Raw genomic sequence first — 18,770 nt, 5'->3', positions numbered from 1 at the left:
TGAGTTTCAATTAGAAATTATTTGCGGTAGCTGCAGCTTTTATTACACCTTGTTGAATGATTTCTTCAGCTTTGTCGGGGAATTGATTATGTCCCTCTACTATCACGCTGGTTATGTCTTGCACACCCCAGAAGTTCAACATGTTTGTTACATAATTAACAGCCATTTCTAGGGATTGTGCGGATCCTTCAGAGTAAATTCCCCCTCTAGCACTTAAAAGAGCAACCTTTTTATCCGTGAGCAGTCCAATTGCACCTTCGGGAGTATAACGGAATGTCTTGCCTGCTTGAGCGAGATAATCGAAATAGGTATGAAGTACTGCAGGCACAGTTAAGTTCCAAAGCGGGAAGGCAAACACAACCTTATCTGCGGCAAGAAATTGATCCAAGTATTTGTTCACTAAGTCTGTCGCTGTTTTTTCATCGGGGGAGAGCTCTAAACCCCGTCCCAGTTTAAACATCCCGTTGATTTTGTCGGTATCGTAATACGGTAAATTTTCCTTAAATAGATCAAGTTCAATGATCTGATCATTTGAATGGGATTCTTTATAACTTTCCAAAAATGACTGGTAGAGCTTTACGCTAACTGCTTGCTCAATTGGACGGGAATTTGCTTTAATAAAAAGAACTGTGGCCATCTTGACACCTCTTTATACGATATAATTAGTTGTTATAGCAACTTTAGTCACTCGTAAAGTCTCATTATTGAGACAATACAAGAAAAACATGATTGCAACGATAAGCAAGGATCTTATTTAACATTATTGCTTATCTTTGTAAGAATTCTTTTTAGTTCATTTAATTCTTCATTTGTAATTCCTTTGTTTACTAAATCATTAAATTCCTCAGTGAGAGGAATAATGTGATTACCCAGTTGTTTTCCTTCTTCTGTCAAATAAACCCTCAATGATCGACGATCGTTTTTTGGACATACTCTTTGGATAAATCCTTTTTGTTCAAGATTAGACAACATACGTGCAACATTTGTTTTATCCTTAACTAGTTGTTCCGCAATTTCATTTTGGTTAAGGCCATCTTTTTCCCAAAGAAGCATCATAACTAAATTTTGTTCAGGCGCTAGATTGTATGGTGCTAATTGATTTTTAACATAACTAGTCAAGGTTAGGTCTGTCTGGTGAATAATAATGCTAATATATTCATGTAACGACAAATTCAAACAACCACCTCCTTTGTAGCTATAACAACAGTTGTTATAGCTACATTATATTTTACAATATTTTTGGTGTCAATTTATTTTCGTATTTGATAGTTTTCTCTCATGTGGTCAGTGTGATACCTGTTTTAATATGTATACATGAATTCATTTCAAGATCGTTATTATATAGATTTCGAAAAACGCTGTTAATATAACCATATCTTTGAATAAAAGATAAGAGTATCAAGGAATAAGGATATAAAGCAATCAAATACAAAATTGCCTTCTGCGTCTGAAACAGGTTTTGTTTGCTACTCTGGAAGGCTTCAAAAAGAGAGGGAATTTATCAATGATTGATATTGGATTATTAATAATTCGATTAGTTGTAGGGTTAACATTTATGGGGCATGGAGCACAGAAGATGTTTGGTTGGTTTAACGGACCTGGTCTAAAGGGTACTCCGGGATGGCTAGTTTCTATTATTACAGTCCATGGTAAAAACGGATACTGGGCCACAGCAGGTGGTTATGAGTACAATCTTATTCTGATTGCCATTGCAATCGGTGTTGCATTAATCGAGCCAGGAAATTATGTGCTGTTCTAGGATTCAAAAAATGGAAGCCGCTCTCGGGGACAAAACATAAATGCGCCATACGAACGGTTTAGTGTTTTAGCGACATACAGCTTTGGAAAATCCCACAAGGCACATCTTGTTAGGTTCCCGGCATTTTTAGAATATTCGTCCACATGTCCCAATATGTGGAACGTATATCTTGTTTAAACACCTTTTTCGTTAGATGATAAAAGAGAGTTCATCTCGTACAGTTTATCACTTATGCATAGGGGGGATTTAGGTAATGGTTAAAAACAAACATTTGAAAACGGTTTCATCATTGCTGCTTGTTTTGGCATTATTAATTGGATGCAGCACTAAACCGGGGATGACAATGAATGAGAAAAAAACCAACGGTGGGGACGTTCCCGCTTCGGATTCCAACCAGCCCATGGACCTTCGATTTATGGCGGCAGCACAATCCGGTTCATGGTATCCATTAGCGGTGGGTATTACGGAGGCTTTAAAGAAAAACATGAGCAATATAAAGCAAATCAGTATAGAACCCGGCGGCGGTGTTGCCAATGTCCTTGCGGTTAATGGAGGAATGGGGCAGATGGGCTTCTCTCAGGCCATGCCAACGGTTGATGGTTATGCCGGTAACGCTCCATTCAAAGAAAAGAATGAAAATGTGCAGTATGTGCTGTCGTTATTCCCGCATACCACACATATAGCAGTGTTGAAAAATTCCGGGATCACGAAAATTGAAGACATGAAAGGGAAAAAAATTAACGTTGGTCCTAGAGGTCTTCTAACCGAGGACATTGCTTCCAGAATCCTGCAAGCCTACGGAATGAGCTATAAGGATATGGCCAGCGTTCAGAATTTGTCTTTTGCAGATTCTGTTGAGCAGATGAAAGACGGGCGGTTGGATGTTTTGTTTTGGACGGTGCCTTCTCCTTTTGCAGTGTTGACTGATCTGAGTCAAAGCAAAGAGATCGATTTGCTGCCGATCCCGGAAGAAATTATTAAACAAATGACTTCCTCAAATTCGGGTCTGGTGAAAGTTACTTTGCCAAAGGGAACGTACAAAGGAGTAGACTATGACGTGGTAACGGTTCAATCCCCATTGGTTGTTATTGCAAACAAGAATGCACCGGAACAGTTGGTTTATCAAATGACGAAAACCATATACGACAATCTCGAGAATTTGAAAAATATAGATCCCGCTTTAAAGCCGGTTACAAAAGAAAGCCTTCTGGTTGATATTGGTGTTCCGATACACCCCGGAGCCAAAAAGTTTTTCCAGGAGAAAGGTATGCTGAAATAATCGTTTGTAATAAAACGTTTCGGTTCCTTTTTTACCTGGATTAATATAGGAGGAGGCTAATAATTGATGCAATACTTGAAAAAATTATTGCTATTCATAACTTATGCGTTCAGTTTCTATCATTTGTATACAGGGTTTTTTGGTTCGTTTGAAACGTTTCTGCAACGATTTGTACACCTCTTTTTGGCTATGCTTCTTATTTTCATGCTCCACCCCTACAAAACCGTAAACCGGACGGCCGGTATTATACTTAACAGCACGATGATCTTGTTAACCTTCGTTTCAATGGGTTATTTATATTTGAACTATGATTATATCTTAGGTGAACGGTATCCGATGATCACGCCGTTGACTGCTACAGAGGCCGTCCTAGGCATCGTGATGATCGCCTTGGTCTTGGAAGCCACGAGAAAGCTTGCGGGGCCATCATTGCCGATAATCGCTTTATTATTTCTTGTATATGGATTAATAGGCCCTTATTTGCCGGGGATCTTTTCGCATGCAGGATACAGCTTAGACAGCATCATCGACTTAAACTATATGGGGACGGACGGGACGTTCGGAATTCCGCTTGGCGCTAGTGCTTCCTATATTGCCCTTTTCATCTTATTTGGTTCATTTCTAGCTAAATCAGGTCTTGGTTCGTTATTAATGGAGCTTGCCTTGGGCTTAGCCGGTCATACCAAAGGCGGCCCTGCCAAAGTGGCGGTCATCGGCAGCGTTCTGCACGGCATGTTGTCCGGAAGTGCAGTAGCAAATGTCATGACTGTAGGAACCTCTACGATCCCGCTAATGAAAAAGACGGGCTACAAACCGCATTTTGCAGGTGCCGTCGAAGCAGCTGCTTCCGCAGGAAGCCAAATCATGCCGCCTGTCATGGGTGTGATCGCCTTTATCATGGTGCAGTACACAGGTATACCGTACATACAAATCGCTTTCTATGCGTTATTGCCTGCATTACTGTATTTCTGGGGAGTTGGGGTCATGGTCCATCTGGAAGCTGTAAAACTTGGATTGGAGGGTTTACCCAAAAAGGAGCTGCCGGATTGGAAGAATAGCTTCAAACGTCGTGGTCATCTGCTGCTTCCGATTGTGATTATGCTTGGTTTATTGGTATTAGGCTTTAGTCCATCTTATTCAGTAACTTATGCCATATTAAGTATTGTCATTATTGCCGCATTTCGCAAAGAAACGCGTATGAATTTTCAAACCATTTTGGATGCGCTTCAAGATGGGGCCAAAGGCATGCTTATGATTGCGGCAGCTACAGCGACTGCGGGAATGATTAGCGGTATGTTTGGTCTAACCGGGCTCGGATTGCGGTTTTCCATATCGCTTGGCGAATTGGCTGGCGGGAACCTCCTGTTAGCGCTCGCTTTAACCGCGGTAACATCCTTTATATTAGGGTTGGGGCTGCCTCCGTCAGCTTCCTATATTGTCCAAATCGCTGTTACCATCCCGGCTCTCATTGGGGTGTTGGAAACCACGGGGGTGGATTCAATTGCTTCCAATGCGGTCATTCTCACCCACATGTTTGTTATGTACTGGGCTTCCGTTGGAGTGATTACACCTCCTGATGCCTTAGCTGCGTATGCAGCTGCAGCTGTTGCTGAGACCCCGCCGATGATAACGGCTTTAAGCGCCACCCGACTTGCATTTGTGGCTTATGTTGTTCCATTCATGTTCGTCTTAAATCCTGCGTATTTGCTAATCGGAAGTGTCGGTGAAATCTCATTGGCTATAGTGAGCGGTTTTTTGGGCGTAATCGCTTTTGGAATCGTGTTTCAAGGGTATATTCATCACCAGATCGGATGGTTCCGGCGGAGCTGGGCTCTTATTGCGGGGGTACTGATCATCGTTCCTAATCCCCTAAGCAACATAGCGGGGATTTGCCTCATCGTATTTCTGCTCGTGATCTCTCATAGACGGAATGAAGCGGTATCTCTTAACAGGTCCCTGTGAGAACAACGCTAATTTTAAGCAAAATTCCATGGAATGCGGTAAGATCCATTGTTTTCATCATGTCGATCGTTGTTTTCCTACTGTTTACGCTTTTCAGTTTCCAAATATTAAAACCGCTGCTGTCCGTTCTGGCAGTGGCGGCTATCCTGGTCTCCATCCCGAAAAGCGGGAGGGGCGCCAAAGCGTTCACCTTGCTTTTCTTAGGGGGCGGCACATGGTTTCTATTGCAAACGGGGACGAATCTGATGGAGTATATCCTGTCTTTCGGCGATATGCTATATCTTCTTTCACTGTTTGCCATCGTGCCCGTGTTGGCCATTCCGATCAAAATCGGTAAATATGACGAAGCCATTCAGCAGCTATTGGAACGGAAAAATAGAACAGACATCGAATATTATGGGTTCATTACCGCCATTTCGTTTCTTTTGGGCAGTTTCCTAAATTTGGCCACTGTTCCCATTATGTATCATAGTATTAAGAACGCCGTGGCGAAGTGGGCGGGAGAGCAAACCAATAAATTTGTTTTATCGTCCATTATCCACGGTTTTGCCGTTTCGGTTGCTTGGGCACCCGTATCGGGTGTATTGGGTGTAGTGCTCACGGTAACCAAGGTGGATTGGCAGAACATCATGCTGACGCTATGGGGGATCAGCGTCTGTGGATTATTCGTCAATTGGATGATTTACCTTCAAGTCAGACGTCTGGGTCCTCGGTTTAAATTAGTGGAGCGGGGGATGAAATATTCGGTTTCAATGAGAGGAGAGGAATCGGTAATTGCTGCAGCTTTAGACTCCAATGGAATGCAAAGCTCTAATCCAACGTTGAAAATCATGCAGATCACATGGATTATCGTGATCTTGGTTGTATTGGTTTTGGCTCTGAATAGTGTGTTTCAAGTAGGTATAGTCCTGATCGCAACAGTGATTGCGCTGCCTTTTGCTTATGTATGGTCGCTATTGTTAAAAAAAGGTTCCCTCTTCCTTAAGGGAACCTCCTCGTATGCGAGGGATCAGCTTCCGGCCTTGTCGGAACAGTTTGCGATTTTTTTGAGTGCAGGCTTTTTTGTGAGGGCAATGAATGAATCGGGGTATCACCATTACGCGAATGCGTGTTTTGTGGAATTAAATCACTGGATGGGTGGCCAAACGTTTTTGATTCTGCTGCCTGTGCTTACTGTAGCATTTGCTTTTATTGGCTTGCATCCCATTGCGGTTATCACTCTTTTGGGCGAATCCCTAAATCCGAACCAGCTTGGGATTTCTCCGGAACAACTGACCATTGCGCTGACGGGAGGGGCTGTGCTAACTTTCTTGATCGGGCCGTTCAGCGGAACGCTTGGCATCATATCCACCCTGGCTCGGAAAAGTCCGTTTCATGTCATTGGATGGAGTCTCCTGCAAGCTCTTGGTTTCTTTCTCGTACTGGTAATCGCTATATTGGCACATTAGCCGGAATTCCGCAGGGCTAAAGGGAAACCGGAATATGACTCAAAAGACGGATGGATTCCAATAAACTGTTCGGGGAAGCTGCGCCTTTGCCGGCAATATTGGGCGCGCTTCCATGACCGACTGTGCAAAAGAAAACAGGGGTCCCGGTAGTAAAGGCGGTAATCTTGTCAAAAGCCAAAAGTTTGATCGGCATATGGGCTTGATCGTGGTACATGGCTACGTAAGCGTCGTATTTAAGATCGCGGTGTTCTAGAAATAAGGTGTCGCTACCATACGGCCCGAAGACATGAATGCCTTCTTGCCGCGCTTGAATGATAGCTGGTTCAATCTCTTCGATCTCTTCGGTTCCGAACATTCCCTGTTCACCGGCATGCGGATTTACACCGGCGACAGCGATACGGGGATTGTGAACGCCCATATTGCGTACTGCTTTGTCGGTAGCTCTAATCGCTTTCAGCACTAAAGCCTTGTTGATCATTTGCAGGGCCTTGCATAATGACACATGCAGGGTCACATTGACAATGCGCAGCTGGTCGGAGACTAACATCAAGAATGCCTCCTCAGGTTGAGTGCCTGTTACCTTGGCCACGTAACCTGGATAACCGTCAAATTCAACACCGGCCAGCTCTACCGATTTTTTGGTATGAGGTCCACCGATCACTGCATGAACTTGACCGTCCATGGCCAACTGCAATGCCTTGTTTGTATAATCCAACATGGCCTTTCCATACTCTGAAGCAAATTCACCTATCTGAAGCTGGTCCATCTGAACGTTAGGAATGTGAATGACATCGACAATACCGTATTTGAAAAGGGCCTCGTCCGGCTTAGTGATCGGATGTATTGTTAGCGGAGCCCGCAGCAGGTTGACGTACCATTCCAATAAGTTCTTATCTCCGACCAGAATCGGATGGCATCGTTCGTAAGTGTTTTGGTTCCAGAGTGCCTTGAGAGCAATTTCCGGACCGATCCCTGCGGGGTCGCCAATGGTGACGACAATGATAGGTTTATGGTTCTTCAAGAGGGATTCCTCCTACAAATCAGTTTGGTGCTGCGTTATATAAAGGATAACTATTTACCTAATCCACGGAAAGATACTTGTTCAGTTATGTGGAAAAGAAAAATTTTGGGGGGAAGTTTAATGAAAAATATGGAAGATTCGATCACCTCGGTTCACAAAGCTATTCGAATACTAAGAGAGTTTTCCCAGAACGAACCGGAACTCGGGATCAGCCAATTAAGCAGAAGATTAGGAATGGCCAAAAGCACGGTCTCCCGTTTGGTTCAAATTTTGTGCGATGAAAATATGGTCGTCCAGAATGAAGAGACCCGTAAATATCATTTGTCATTAACTGCTTTTGAGATTGGTTCCGTTGTTTATCATGAGATGGAATTATGCCAAATCGCTTTGCCGCTGTTAAAAAAAATGCTGCCGAACGTTCAGTCGGCTATTCAAATGGTTACTTATGATAAAGGCGGAATCGTGTACCTGTTGAAGCTTCCCGATCATAGGGACGGCAAAATATTGAATGTAATGGGGAAACGGGTTCCGTCACACTGTACCGCATCGGGTAAAGTCATGCTGGCTTTTCAGAACGAGCTGGAAATAAAGCACGTGTTAAGTAAGGAATTGAAATCATTTACTAGAAAAACGATCACCTGTCCGGATAAATTACGTGGGGAGCTGCAGACGATCCGCCAAAAGGGATATGCCGTTTCCCATGAAGAATTCAATCCTGGCATGAGCTCCTTAGCCATTCCTGTATTTAATGATTACGATGCGATTATCGCGGCCATATGTATTCTGAGGCCTACCGGACAAATTACGAATGCCAATATACCGCCTATATTAAGAGAAATGAAGATGTACAGCCGACTAATTACGGAGCAATTGGGTATGGAACGGACGAAGAAAATACGATATTCGCATTAATATGAAATAAAGCAAATATTTTTTTGTTCCGCATGGCTGAATCATCTGCTATCTATTAGCACGCTGCTTATCTAATATTAAAGTATCCCATATTCCATAAAGAAAGGAACATGACAATGACAAAGCTTGGTGTAGATACAATGCAAATTACTTGGCCTGCGGAAGGCTTCACAAGAGTACCTTATGAAGTATACATGGACCCATCCGTATATGAGCAGGAGCAGTTGAAGATTTATCGCGGACCTACATGGAACTATCTGGCTTTAGATGCGGAGCTGCCGCAAAACGGTGATTACAAGACCACTTTCGTCGGTGATACGCCAGTTGTCGTAACAAGAGACAGTGACGGTGAGATAAGAGCATTTGTGAACCAGTGTGCGCATCGCGGTGCAACCGTTTGCATGGATTCTTGCGGCAATACAAAAACATTCACCTGCGTATACCACGCGTGGGCATACGATGGCAAAGGGGATCTGAAAGGAGTTCCTTTCCGTAACGGGGTGGAAGGAAAAGGAGGGATGCCGGATGACTTTGATCCTGCCAAACATTCATTGCAGAAGCTGAGGATTGAAACATTCTGCGGCGTTATTTTCGGTTCATTCGATCCTCATGTCGGACCCTTGCAAGAGTATCTTGGTGAAAAAATGTGCGGTTACATCCAGCGCGTATTTAATCGCCCAGTGCGTGTTCTGGGATACAACCGTCAATCGATGAACAATAATTGGAAAATTTATTTTGAGAACGTCAAAGATTCGTATCATGCCAGTATCCTTCACACGTTCTTTACCACCTTTGGTCTGAACCGCCTTTCCCAACGCGGGGGCATTGAAATGGACGATACAGGAATGCATCATGTGAGCTATACGTACGGTTCCTCGGATGAGAACGAGGATGCCTATAAACAAGCGAATTTACGTTCGTTTAACTCCAAATATAAGCTGGAAGATCAATCAATGCTGCAGGGCCGTAAGGAGTTTGCAGACGGCATCACGCTGGCGATCCAGTCCATTTTTCCAGGCATGGTGCTGCAGCAAATTCACAATACGCTTGCGGTTCGACAATTGCTGCCCAAAGGTCCGGGACATTGCGAGCTGCATTGGACCTATTTCGGTTATGCAGACGATGATAACAACATGACTACGATTCGAATGAAACAATCCAATTTGGTAGGTCCGGCCGGTTTCGTCTCCTTGGAGGATGGAGGAGTCGGAGAACTCGTACAAAGAGGCATCGTCCGGGATAAGGAAAAAAGCTCTTTTGTCGAAATGGGCGGCATAACCGTTCAAAGCCAGGAATTCCGCGCAACCGAAACATCTATTCGCGGATTTTGGAAACGCTACCGAGAGTTAATGGGCTACTAGACCAAGGGAGGGGAGTGTAAAGGAATGAGCGTACAGAATGTAAAATCGGCGTCAATTGAACTGAAAGCAGCCATAGAGGAACTATTCCACTCCTACGCGGATTGTATCGATAACGATGAGTTGGAGCAATGGCCGGAATTTTTTACGGAGGAATGCATATATAAAATCATTGCTCGGGAAAATTATGCACGGAATCTTCTGGTCTGCGTGATCTACTGCGACAGCAAAGGAATGCTGAAGGACCGAATTACGGCGCATAGACACGCAAATATTTATGAGGCGCATACCTACAAGCATTTGGTTAGCGGTGTCCGCATCGTAGGTCAGGAAGGCGATGCCTATCTGGTCCGCGCCAATTACGCCGTGTTTCAAACGAGACAGGATGGGATTACAGAAGTCTACAACGTAGGCAAATACGTGGATAAGGTGGTGTTTGTGGACGGAGAAGCAAAATTTAAAGAAAAGATTGCGGTTTACGATACTTCTATGATTCCGACGCTGTTGGTGACGCCCATTTAGATTTAAATGGAAATTGAAAGGTACATTAAGAACAAGGGGGGAAAAGAATGTCACTCGAAATGGCTTTATTAGCCGCTCATGTTCCTAGCATGTGTCACGAGGAGCGTGTACCGGATTTCCAGCAGGACCTGGTGAAGGGGCTTCATCACATGAGAGATCAGTTCCGGGAACTGAAGACCGATGTTGTCGTTCTAATGTCTTGCCACTTTACGGGAACCTTTGACCATTATGTCGACGTCGCTCCAGTTCATAAGGGAGTGTTGACGGCTGTCGAATGTCCTGACCTCATAGCCGATGTTCCCTATAACTATCCGGGGGATGAGGAACTAGGGAGAAGGCTTGTGGAAGCTGGAAAGAATGCAGGATTGCCTGTTGTCGGCATCAACGATCCTACTTATATGTGGGATTACGGTACCGTAGTTCCGCTGAGATATTTGATTCCTCAAGCAGATATCGCCGTAGTCAGTCTGTCCATCTGCTTAGCATCAAGTCTCGAGGAAACGTATGCCTGGGGAGAACAAATCGGTATAATACTGCGAGATAGCGATAGGCGAGCGGTGTTCGTCAGCAGCGGCGCTTTATCCCACAACCTGGTCAGAGGACGCCAGAATATGCCTACACGTTCCGAGCAAGCGATGGACAATCAATTTATGGACTATTTGCTGAACGGGGATTACGTAGCTGCGCGTGAAATGCTGACCCAATATTCACGTATTGCCGGTGTTGAATCTGGAGGCCGTCATCTTGCGGCTATGCTTGGCGTACTTGATGAGAATCACAAAGCAACCTTCTGGGGATATGGACAATCGTCCGGCAGTTCGAACGCGATCATATCCTTTGTTTCTTGAGCGATTTAACGGAGCAACCGACTTGGTATCAAGTCGGTTGTTTTTCTTGCCGCCTGCAACATGGATCAGTGCCGCTACGGCGCACCAAAGCCATCGATGGGGTCATGGTTAAGTGAAACAATACGACAAAACAAGCTTAAGAATTGCTTCTTCATTCGTACAGTGTCTCCTTTCCAGAAAGGGCATAGGGATTGTAATATAATTTAAAATTTACGGTAGTAAAAATTACATGTGTTAATGATTGGATTATCCATACGATGGTTTATGGCTATTTAGAAAGAAATATCCTGATATTATAGCCATCCACAGCATTTATTGATTTGAAATTTGAATAAGATTACCTCATTTAAATAATACGGCCGTAAAAAAAACGTTTACATATATTCTTTGATATCCTATAATTACAACATAGAGAATATCATTCGCAGCCAAAATGTATTGGGAGGTGATACCTATGTTATTGTTTCACTTCATGCATCTGAGAAGGAGGGAGTGAGTCAATCCCACCGCTTGAGCTGCCCCGCATGAAGTTTTTGATCGTCATCTCCACGCACTACAATCATTACATACTTCAAAACGACTTGAAATTATTATAATGGTAAGCGGTTACACGGTCTTTTCTATTAATGATCAGTGGCTTATACCTGTATCACGATATCTTTTTCACCAATTCCTGCTAGGGGGTGTTGAAATGAATGGTATTCATGATGTTGGAGGAATGGACGGCTTTGGCAAAATCGTTGTAGAAGAAAACGAGCCTGTCTTCCATCAGGATTGGGAAAAGCGTGCTTTTGGAATCTTGCTTGGTACGCTGGGCCAAGGGTTGTATAACCTTGATGAAATGAGGCACGGTTGGGAACGAATGACTCCGGTAGATTTTCTGACCTCCGGATATTATGGTCACTGGCTATCGACTGTCGAACGAAACTTGGTAGAGAAGAATATTTTGGACGCAGCAGAACTCGAAGCCAGAACAAAAGCGTTCCTTACGGATCCAGATGCACAAGTGCCAAACCGGGTAAACCCGGATTTAGTGAGCCATATGAAACTGGTCGTCCAATATGGCGCGCCAACTCACCGCGAAGCAACGACCGCACCCAGGTTTAAAGTGGGAGATAAAATAAAGACCAGAAATATTAACCCATCCGGACACACCAGATTGCCCCGCTACGCACGCGATAAGTATGGTGTCATCGAGGCGGCGTACGGTGTCCACGTGTTGCCTGATGCTCATGCGCACGGAGAAGGAGAGAACCCGGAACATCTATATTCCGTGCGCCTTGAGGCCGACGAATTATGGGGAGTACAGCAGAAAGAAACGGTCAACATCGATCTATGGGAAAGTCACTTGGAGCCTGCTTCCAATTAGAGCTCTCTATTAAACATCTCTAAAGGAGGAGTTTATTTTGACAGTTGAGCATAAACACGACCATCATGATCACGACCATTCCCACCACCATCCGCATCCAGAAACATTCTGGTCAGCTCGGGCAAAAGCTTTGGAATCCTTGCTGATTGAAAAAGGGATTCTGTCCTCCGATGCGATCGACAGTGTGGTACAGCGCTACGAGAATGAGATTGGGCCTATGAACGGCGCTAAGGTTGTCGCCAAGGCATGGACGGATGCTGCGTTCAAGCAACGATTGCTTCAAGACCCGCTAACGGAATTAAAAGAGCTCGGATTTTATGGACTGCAGGGAGAACATGTCAGGGTATTGGAAAATACGGATGCGGTACACAATGTGGTATGCTGCACCCTGTGTTCGTGCTATCCTTGGACCTTGCTTGGTCTGCCTCCCGCATGGTACAAAGAACCGGCCTATCGTTCCCGAATTGTTAAAGAGCCGAGAGAGGTGCTTCGGGAATTTGGTTTGGAGCTGCCGGATACAACAGAACTCCGGGTATGGGACAGCAGCGCGGAAATGAGGTATTTGGTATTGCCCCAAAGACCCCCGGGAACGGAAAGTATGTCTGAGGACGAGCTTGCCGCGATCGTTACCCGAGATTCTATGATTGGGGTCGTACAAGTACAGCCCCCCGCGGTTACTGCGTAAAAGGAGGACCACAATGGAAAAAAGCTGTGAAGTTCAATCGGCTGAGACGTGGCTCGCGTATATGCCTGAGGGAGTCACACCTCCCCGGAAAAACGGAGAACTGAATTTTCAGGAGCCTTGGGAAAGCCGCTCGTTTGGGATGGCCATTGCGTTGTACGACCAAAAGCATTATACCTCATGGGATGACTTCCGGACCCGTCTAGTCGAAGAAATCGGTGAGTGGGAAAGCGCTGAATCTAAGGATGCTGAGGCCTGGAATTATTATGACCATTGGATGGCGGCATTGGAGCGGCTCGTAGTTGAAACCGGTATGATAGACCAAAAAGATATTGATGTCCGCACGGAAGAATTTCTTTCAGGGGAACGAGAAAGCTTTTAGCGATACAAGAAAAAGTTCATCTTCATCTACGCATTTTATTCCGGAAAATTATATCTTGGGAGGGATTCTAAATGAAGTTTTCGATTGATAATCCGAGAAAAGTGGCGCTTCTCGTCATCGATATGGAAAATGATTTTGTGAAACCGGGAGCTCCTATGTATGTTCCCATGGCCTTTGATATGCTGCCAAATATGAAAAAACTAATAGACTATTCCAGGGAAAATGGCGTAACCGTTATCTATACGGCTCATGTTCATGGGGAAGATCGGGGAGATATGGGATTAATGGAGCAGTTCTGGCCACCGATTGGGAATCAAACCGCTTTGGTGGATGGAACGTCTGGGGTAGATATTATTGATGATATTGCACCGCAAAAAGGGGATTTGTTAATCAAAAAACATCGGTACAGCGCATTTTACAATACCGACCTTGAGACTCAACTTCGAAATCGAGGAATTGACACACTCATAATAACCGGAACCGTAACCAATATGTGTTGCGAGTCAACGGCAAGAGATGCTCAGTTCCGAGATTACAAAGTCATTTTTGTATCAGATGCCAATGGGACAATGGATCATCCTGATTTGGGCGCCGGTGCCATGAGTGCCGAAGATATCCAAAAAGCCGTTCTGACCAGCCTGTCCTTCTGCATAGCTGAAATCGCTTCAACGGATGACGTGATCCGAAAGTTTGAAAAGCCTCAAGCAGCCGTTTCCTAAAACAAATGGTTAGGTTCGACACCACTTACCCCAATATAAAAGGTAAGTGGTTTTTTTTATGAGTAAAATGGGGCTCTTTTAATCACAATAAGGAATGGAATTACTGAAATTTTTAAGGAGATCATAACCATGTTGAGGTAACCGGAGGTGATGATGATGACTCAACAGCATTTAGCCCCACATGAATCGATGGAGATCCATGAGCTGCTCAATTTCAAAACCATTTGCTTGGCCAAATCCAAAATGATGCAAGGTTTGGTTTTTGACAGAGACCTGAAGGCATTGATGCAAAAAGACGTACAGCAGTCGATCAAAGACATTCAAGATCTTCAAAGTCTATATAGCAAAGCTCCTATTCATTAAACAGAGGTGAAACTAACGATGAACCAGGATTATTTAGATCCGATTAACTCCGTGGGCATGCCAGATCTTGCCGATTCATCCTTTGCGCTGGATTTTCTTTTATCCGCTAAAAATGCGGTTCGTAATTGTGCTGTTGCGTTAACGGAGACGATAACCCCAGAAGCAAGAACGATGGTACACAATCAACTGAATGAAGCGCTTGCCCTGCATGAGGAAGTATCTCAGCTCATGTTAAATAAAGGATGGCTGCATCCTTATCATCTGAACGAGCAATACCAGCTGGATATGAAATCGGCTAAAACAACAGTACAAATCGCACAAATGGAGCTTTTTCCAAAAGATACCGCAAGACTAGGCTTGTTCGCTACGCCGGATAAATAACATTGGAGGAAACCCTAAATGAAAGCCGTTACGTTCCAAGGAATCAAAGAGGTAGAGGTTAAAGAAGTTCAGGATCCGAAAATTGAAAAAGCAGACGATATGATTGTTAGGCTGACATCAACTGCCATTTGCGGTTCGGATTTACATCTCATTCACGGCATGGTTCCCAATATGCCTCAAGATTATATTATCGGTCATGAACCTATGGGGATTGTGGAAGAGGTCGGGCCCAATGTAACCAAACTCAAAAAAGGGGACCGCGTGATCATCCCTTTTAATATCGCTTGCGGCGAATGTTTTTTTTGCACGCATGAATTAGAAAGTCAATGCGACAACTCAAACGCGCACGGGGATATGGGAGCTTATTTCGGTTATTCCGAGACGATGGGAGGGTATGCTGGAGGGCAAGCGGAATTCTTGAGGGTTCCCTATGCGAATTTTACCTCTTTCAAGATTCCCGATGATAGCGAAGTCGAAGACGAGAAGCTATGTCTAATCGCAGATGCCATGTCCACCGCTTATTGGAGTGTCGATAACGCCGGTGTAAAGGATGGGGATACCGTTATTGTCCTTGGTTGTGGTCCAGTCGGATTATTGGCGCAAAAATTCGCTTGGCTTAAAGGCGCCAAACGCGTCATCGCGGTCGATTATGTCGATTACCGTTTAGCCCATGCAAAGCGGACCAATAAGGTGGAAACCGTCAATTTTGAACAAGAGCCTAATATCGGGAATCATTTGAAAGAAATCACCAAGGGCGGGGCGGACGTTGTCATTGACTGTGTCGGCATGAGCGGAAAGATGACTCCAATGGAGTTTCTAGCCACGGGATTGAAGCTGCAAGGCGGTGCAATGGGAGCCGTCGTTATCGCCTCGCAAGCTGTACGAAAAGGCGGTACAATTCAAATCACAGGTGCGTACGGAGCAAGATACAACGCGTTTCCGCTGGGAGATATCTTTCAACGGAACATTAACATCCGATCCGGACAGGCTCCGGTTATCCACTATATGCCCCATATGTACAATTTGATTGCGGAAGGCAAGGTTGATCCAGGGGATATAGTCACGCATGTAATACCTCTTAGCGAAGCGAAGCGCGGCTATGAAATTTTCGACACCAGAACGGACGGATGCATTAAGGTCGTCCTTAAACCATAAATGTTGATTGATACTTGGAGGTAATCTCATAATGAACAGAACATTCGGATTGCACGAAACTCTTGAGCTTCATGAAATCGCCGCATTTAAAACGGTTTGCATGACCAAATCCAAAACCATGCAAGCCCTCGTTTCCGATCAAGAGTTATTACAAATATTACAACAAGACGTTCAGGTATCCACCAGACAAATGCAAGAATTAAATGGGTTATTGTCCACGGCGATCCAATAGGGGGAGAGATTACATGAATACGATTCTTGAGCATATGACCGGATTAAATACGTTAACAGATCAAGTGGTAGCAACCGATTTTCTTCTCGCGGCCAAAACAGGCATAAAAATGTACTCCCTTGCTCTAACGGAAACGACCACGCCGGAGATCAAAACGGTGTTGCGTAAGCATCTTGAGGAAGCTATAGCTACTCACGAACAAATCACCAATTATATGGTGCAAAGAGGGTATTACCATCCATACAATGTGAATGAACAAATACAGCTTGATATTAACAATATTCAAACCGCTCTAAACGTTCCATCCTAGTATTTACGCTTCGGATCGTCAAGGCATGCTGCTGCATGCCTTTTTTTGCTGTAGACGGAATAGAGTAATTCGTTCAGGGGAATTTTATCTTTGTATTCATAGGAAAAAAATCTATCATAGGGAGCTGTCGAAGGTTGTATCTTTTGTATACTCATAATGATCTGGACGGGTTGGGCTGCGGCATTGTCGCCCGTTGTGCTTTTGGACATCAAGTGGAAATCCGGTACAACTCCGTTGGAGGCTTAAATGTACAAGTGGAGCGATTTTTAGAGAGATCAAGAAAAAACAAGGTTTTGTATATTACCGATCTGTCCGTGAATGAAGAGAATGAAAAAGGGCTAGATGAATTTTCAAAAGCGGGCGGCAAAGTTAAGCTGATTGATCATCACAAGACGGCGCTTCATTATAATAAGTATCCTTGGGGAATGGTTCAGGTGGAGTATGAGAATGGGAAGTTGGCCAGCGCCACTTCGCTGTTTTATGAGTACCTTGTTCAGAACGGTTTGCTAAAGCCTACCAAGGGGTTAGATGAATTCGTCGAGCTGGTCCGACAGTATGACACGTGGGAATGGGAAAGACATGGGGAACTGCGGGCCAAGAGGCTTCACGATCTTTTTAATATCCTATCCATTGATGAATTTGAGGACAAAATGGTGGAGCGCCTCAAACAAGGCGAGCGCTTTATGTTTGATGAATTTGAAGAAAAAATACTGGATATTGAAGAAGAAAAAATTGATCGCTATGTTCGGAGAAAAAAACGGGAAATCATTCAAACCCGTATTCATGATTATTATGTAGGTATCGTTCATGCAGAATCGTACCATTCTGAACTGGGAAACGAGCTAGGCAAAGAAAACCCCCACTTGGATTACGTCGCGATCATGAACTTGGGCGGGAAAAGGATCAGCTTTCGAACCATTCACGATCATGTAGACGTTTCAGAAATCGCCGCTCTTTATGGCGGGGGAGGACATGCCAAAGCGTCTGGCTGCTCAATGACGGAGGAGGCCTATAGACTCTATGTTGCCAAGACCTTTCCGCTGGAACCGATGCGTATGGATGCCTTCCGCAATACTTTCAATTTGAAAAAATCGGTCTATGGATCGCTTTATGAGAACCGCAAAGACCAAAAGGTGTTCATTTTCCCTTCTGGAGCTGGATGGGAAATCGATGTCGACGGTAACGAGTTGAATGAACACTATTCGACGTTTGAAGAGGCGGAGCGTTTCGTGAAAAGAAATTATTCCGCCTGGTTAGTTCGAGATGAAGTGTATATCGCTTACCTTATGGAGCATAGGGTGGAAAGAAGTGCGAAGCAGCATTAACGTTACTGATATGCATAGTGAACCTTTATTGCGGCAGTAATTTTCAATTCTCCCGGTTGGATCGGCGTGGCGGTTGCGCTTTCAGCATAAAGCGAGGCCTGATAAGGTCTGGGTTCGCGCGTGGGAGTTTCTTCTAGGACTTTTATCGGATGTCTAACAAGGCTTGCACCTAGTGTTCGTGCAATAGTCATGGCTTTACTTTCGGCATTTTTCAGGGCTAACGTAAGGGAATGGTTATAGTAGATCTCGGGGCGGGCTATGCTGAATCGTATACTGGATACGGTGTTAGCGCCATGATTAACAGCGGTGTCGACAACAAGCCCTGTCTGATCAACCTGACTCAAAGTGATTTGAAGCATGTGATTCACTTGATAGCCTCTAAAGATTTGTTTCCCGTCTGCATAATGATATTGGATTTCGATTCGGTAACTTACCGTTTGGATATGTTCTTCTGGAATGTTTAGCTGTATCAGGGAATGAACTATATTTGCTATGGCGGCTGCATTGTCCTTTTGGGCAATCGTGAGGCTTGGGTTCTCAGTGATGACGCCTAATTCAATAATGGCTCTGTCGGGAGGGGCGGTTACCGTTCCTTCTCCCGAGACTTCAATGATGTGGCAGGTATCGTGAACAGAGGATGCAGCCATCAACGGAGACGGATACCAAGGTTGATTAGAATACATAGATTAACAACCCTTTCCCATGCATAGATTATTATTAATGTATTTCCATTTGTTCCTGAA

Annotated in this window: 22 protein-coding genes; 18 read left to right on the top strand and 4 right to left on the bottom strand. The window is 44.4% G+C overall.

Features of this window, described 5'->3' with window-relative positions; genetic code table 11:
• Positions 1-10 precede the first annotated feature (10 nt).
• Complete coding sequence (locus tag JOE45_RS04555) at positions 11-637, bottom strand: FMN-dependent NADH-azoreductase (protein ID WP_210021318.1); 627 nt, start codon at positions 635-637, stop codon at positions 11-13.
• 113 nt (positions 638-750) lie between these two features.
• Positions 751-1,176 (bottom strand): MarR family winged helix-turn-helix transcriptional regulator, encoded by a 426-nt coding sequence (locus JOE45_RS04550; protein WP_210021319.1) that lies wholly within the window; start codon positions 1,174-1,176, stop codon positions 751-753.
• Positions 1,177-1,504: 328 nt separating this feature from the next.
• Here JOE45_RS04550 and JOE45_RS04545 point away from each other — a divergent pair, with 328 nt between their 5' ends.
• From JOE45_RS04545 to JOE45_RS04530, 4 genes are all read left to right on the top strand, one after another.
• Entirely contained in the window at positions 1,505-1,759 is a 255-nt protein-coding gene (locus JOE45_RS04545) for a DoxX family protein (RefSeq protein WP_210021320.1), read from the top strand.
• A gap of 253 nt (positions 1,760-2,012) precedes the next feature.
• Positions 2,013-3,038: a TAXI family TRAP transporter solute-binding subunit gene (locus JOE45_RS04540; protein WP_210021321.1), complete on the top strand. Its 1,026-nt coding sequence runs from the start codon at positions 2,013-2,015 to the stop codon at positions 3,036-3,038.
• A gap of 66 nt (positions 3,039-3,104) precedes the next feature.
• Positions 3,105-5,000 carry a TRAP transporter permease gene (locus tag JOE45_RS04535; RefSeq protein ID WP_210021322.1) on the top strand — a complete coding sequence of 632 codons (1,896 nt, stop codon included), beginning with the start codon at positions 3,105-3,107 and terminating at the stop codon, positions 4,998-5,000.
• Positions 4,997-6,448, top strand: a complete 1,452-nt coding sequence (locus JOE45_RS04530; RefSeq protein ID WP_210021323.1) for a hypothetical protein — start codon at positions 4,997-4,999, stop codon at positions 6,446-6,448. The genes JOE45_RS04535 and JOE45_RS04530 overlap by 4 nt, the downstream gene beginning before the upstream one ends.
• Positions 6,449-6,464: 16 nt before the next feature.
• Here the strand turns inward: JOE45_RS04530 and JOE45_RS04525 are convergent, their stop codons facing one another.
• Complete coding sequence (locus JOE45_RS04525) at positions 6,465-7,469, bottom strand: PdxA family dehydrogenase (protein ID WP_210021324.1); 1,005 nt, start codon at positions 7,467-7,469, stop codon at positions 6,465-6,467.
• Between the two features lie 120 nt (positions 7,470-7,589).
• Between JOE45_RS04525 and JOE45_RS04520 the strand changes: the two genes are divergently transcribed.
• The 14 genes from JOE45_RS04520 to JOE45_RS04455 all read left to right on the top strand — a co-directional run bounded on the left by JOE45_RS04520 (position 7,590) and on the right by JOE45_RS04455 (position 18,027).
• On the top strand, positions 7,590-8,381 hold the full coding sequence (locus JOE45_RS04520) for an IclR family transcriptional regulator (protein ID WP_210021325.1): 792 nt from the start codon (positions 7,590-7,592) through the stop codon (positions 8,379-8,381).
• A 116-nt stretch (positions 8,382-8,497) separates the two neighbouring features.
• Positions 8,498-9,742: an aromatic ring-hydroxylating dioxygenase subunit alpha gene (locus JOE45_RS04515; RefSeq protein WP_210021326.1), complete on the top strand. Its 1,245-nt coding sequence runs from the start codon at positions 8,498-8,500 to the stop codon at positions 9,740-9,742.
• Between the two features lie 24 nt (positions 9,743-9,766).
• On the top strand, positions 9,767-10,261 hold the full coding sequence (locus JOE45_RS04510; protein ID WP_210021327.1) for an aromatic-ring-hydroxylating dioxygenase subunit beta: 495 nt from the start codon (positions 9,767-9,769) through the stop codon (positions 10,259-10,261).
• Between the two features lie 47 nt (positions 10,262-10,308).
• Positions 10,309-11,109 carry a DODA-type extradiol aromatic ring-opening family dioxygenase gene (locus tag JOE45_RS04505; protein ID WP_210021328.1) on the top strand — a complete coding sequence of 267 codons (801 nt, stop codon included), beginning with the start codon at positions 10,309-10,311 and terminating at the stop codon, positions 11,107-11,109.
• 691 nt (positions 11,110-11,800) lie between these two features.
• On the top strand, positions 11,801-12,478 hold the full coding sequence (gene nthB / locus JOE45_RS04500; RefSeq protein ID WP_210021329.1) for a nitrile hydratase subunit beta: 678 nt from the start codon (positions 11,801-11,803) through the stop codon (positions 12,476-12,478).
• Between the two features lie 37 nt (positions 12,479-12,515).
• Positions 12,516-13,163, top strand: coding sequence for a nitrile hydratase subunit alpha (gene nthA / locus JOE45_RS04495; RefSeq protein ID WP_210021330.1), 648 nt, complete (start codon positions 12,516-12,518; stop codon positions 13,161-13,163).
• A gap of 13 nt (positions 13,164-13,176) precedes the next feature.
• A complete protein-coding gene (locus tag JOE45_RS04490; protein ID WP_210021331.1) occupies positions 13,177-13,542 on the top strand; it encodes a nitrile hydratase accessory protein in 366 nt (121 codons plus the stop codon).
• 71 nt (positions 13,543-13,613) lie between these two features.
• Positions 13,614-14,261, top strand: coding sequence for an isochorismatase family protein (locus tag JOE45_RS04485; RefSeq protein ID WP_210021332.1), 648 nt, complete (start codon positions 13,614-13,616; stop codon positions 14,259-14,261).
• A 156-nt stretch (positions 14,262-14,417) separates the two neighbouring features.
• A complete protein-coding gene (locus JOE45_RS04480) occupies positions 14,418-14,624 on the top strand; it encodes a spore coat protein (RefSeq protein WP_210021333.1) in 207 nt (68 codons plus the stop codon).
• Positions 14,625-14,642: 18 nt separating this feature from the next.
• Positions 14,643-15,005: a spore coat protein gene (locus JOE45_RS04475; RefSeq protein ID WP_210021334.1), complete on the top strand. Its 363-nt coding sequence runs from the start codon at positions 14,643-14,645 to the stop codon at positions 15,003-15,005.
• Positions 15,006-15,023: 18 nt separating this feature from the next.
• Positions 15,024-16,160 (top strand): zinc-dependent alcohol dehydrogenase, encoded by a 1,137-nt coding sequence (locus JOE45_RS04470; RefSeq protein WP_210021335.1) that lies wholly within the window; start codon positions 15,024-15,026, stop codon positions 16,158-16,160.
• 31 nt (positions 16,161-16,191) lie between these two features.
• On the top strand, positions 16,192-16,392 hold the full coding sequence (locus JOE45_RS04465; RefSeq protein ID WP_210021336.1) for a hypothetical protein: 201 nt from the start codon (positions 16,192-16,194) through the stop codon (positions 16,390-16,392).
• A gap of 13 nt (positions 16,393-16,405) precedes the next feature.
• Positions 16,406-16,702, top strand: coding sequence for a spore coat protein (locus tag JOE45_RS04460; protein ID WP_210021337.1), 297 nt, complete (start codon positions 16,406-16,408; stop codon positions 16,700-16,702).
• Positions 16,703-16,836: 134 nt separating this feature from the next.
• Positions 16,837-18,027, top strand: coding sequence for a DHH family phosphoesterase (locus JOE45_RS04455; protein WP_210021338.1), 1,191 nt, complete (start codon positions 16,837-16,839; stop codon positions 18,025-18,027).
• 2 nt (positions 18,028-18,029) lie between these two features.
• Here the strand turns inward: JOE45_RS04455 and JOE45_RS04450 are convergent, their stop codons facing one another.
• Positions 18,030-18,710 (bottom strand): SIMPL domain-containing protein, encoded by a 681-nt coding sequence (locus JOE45_RS04450; RefSeq protein ID WP_245246591.1) that lies wholly within the window; start codon positions 18,708-18,710, stop codon positions 18,030-18,032.
• Positions 18,711-18,770 lie beyond the last annotated feature (60 nt).

The sequence above is a fragment of the Paenibacillus sp. PvR098 genome (genome assembly GCF_017833255.1).
GTDB lineage: Bacteria > Bacillota > Bacilli > Paenibacillales > NBRC-103111 > Paenibacillus_G.
This window is presented reverse-complemented; position numbering and strand designations above follow the sequence as displayed.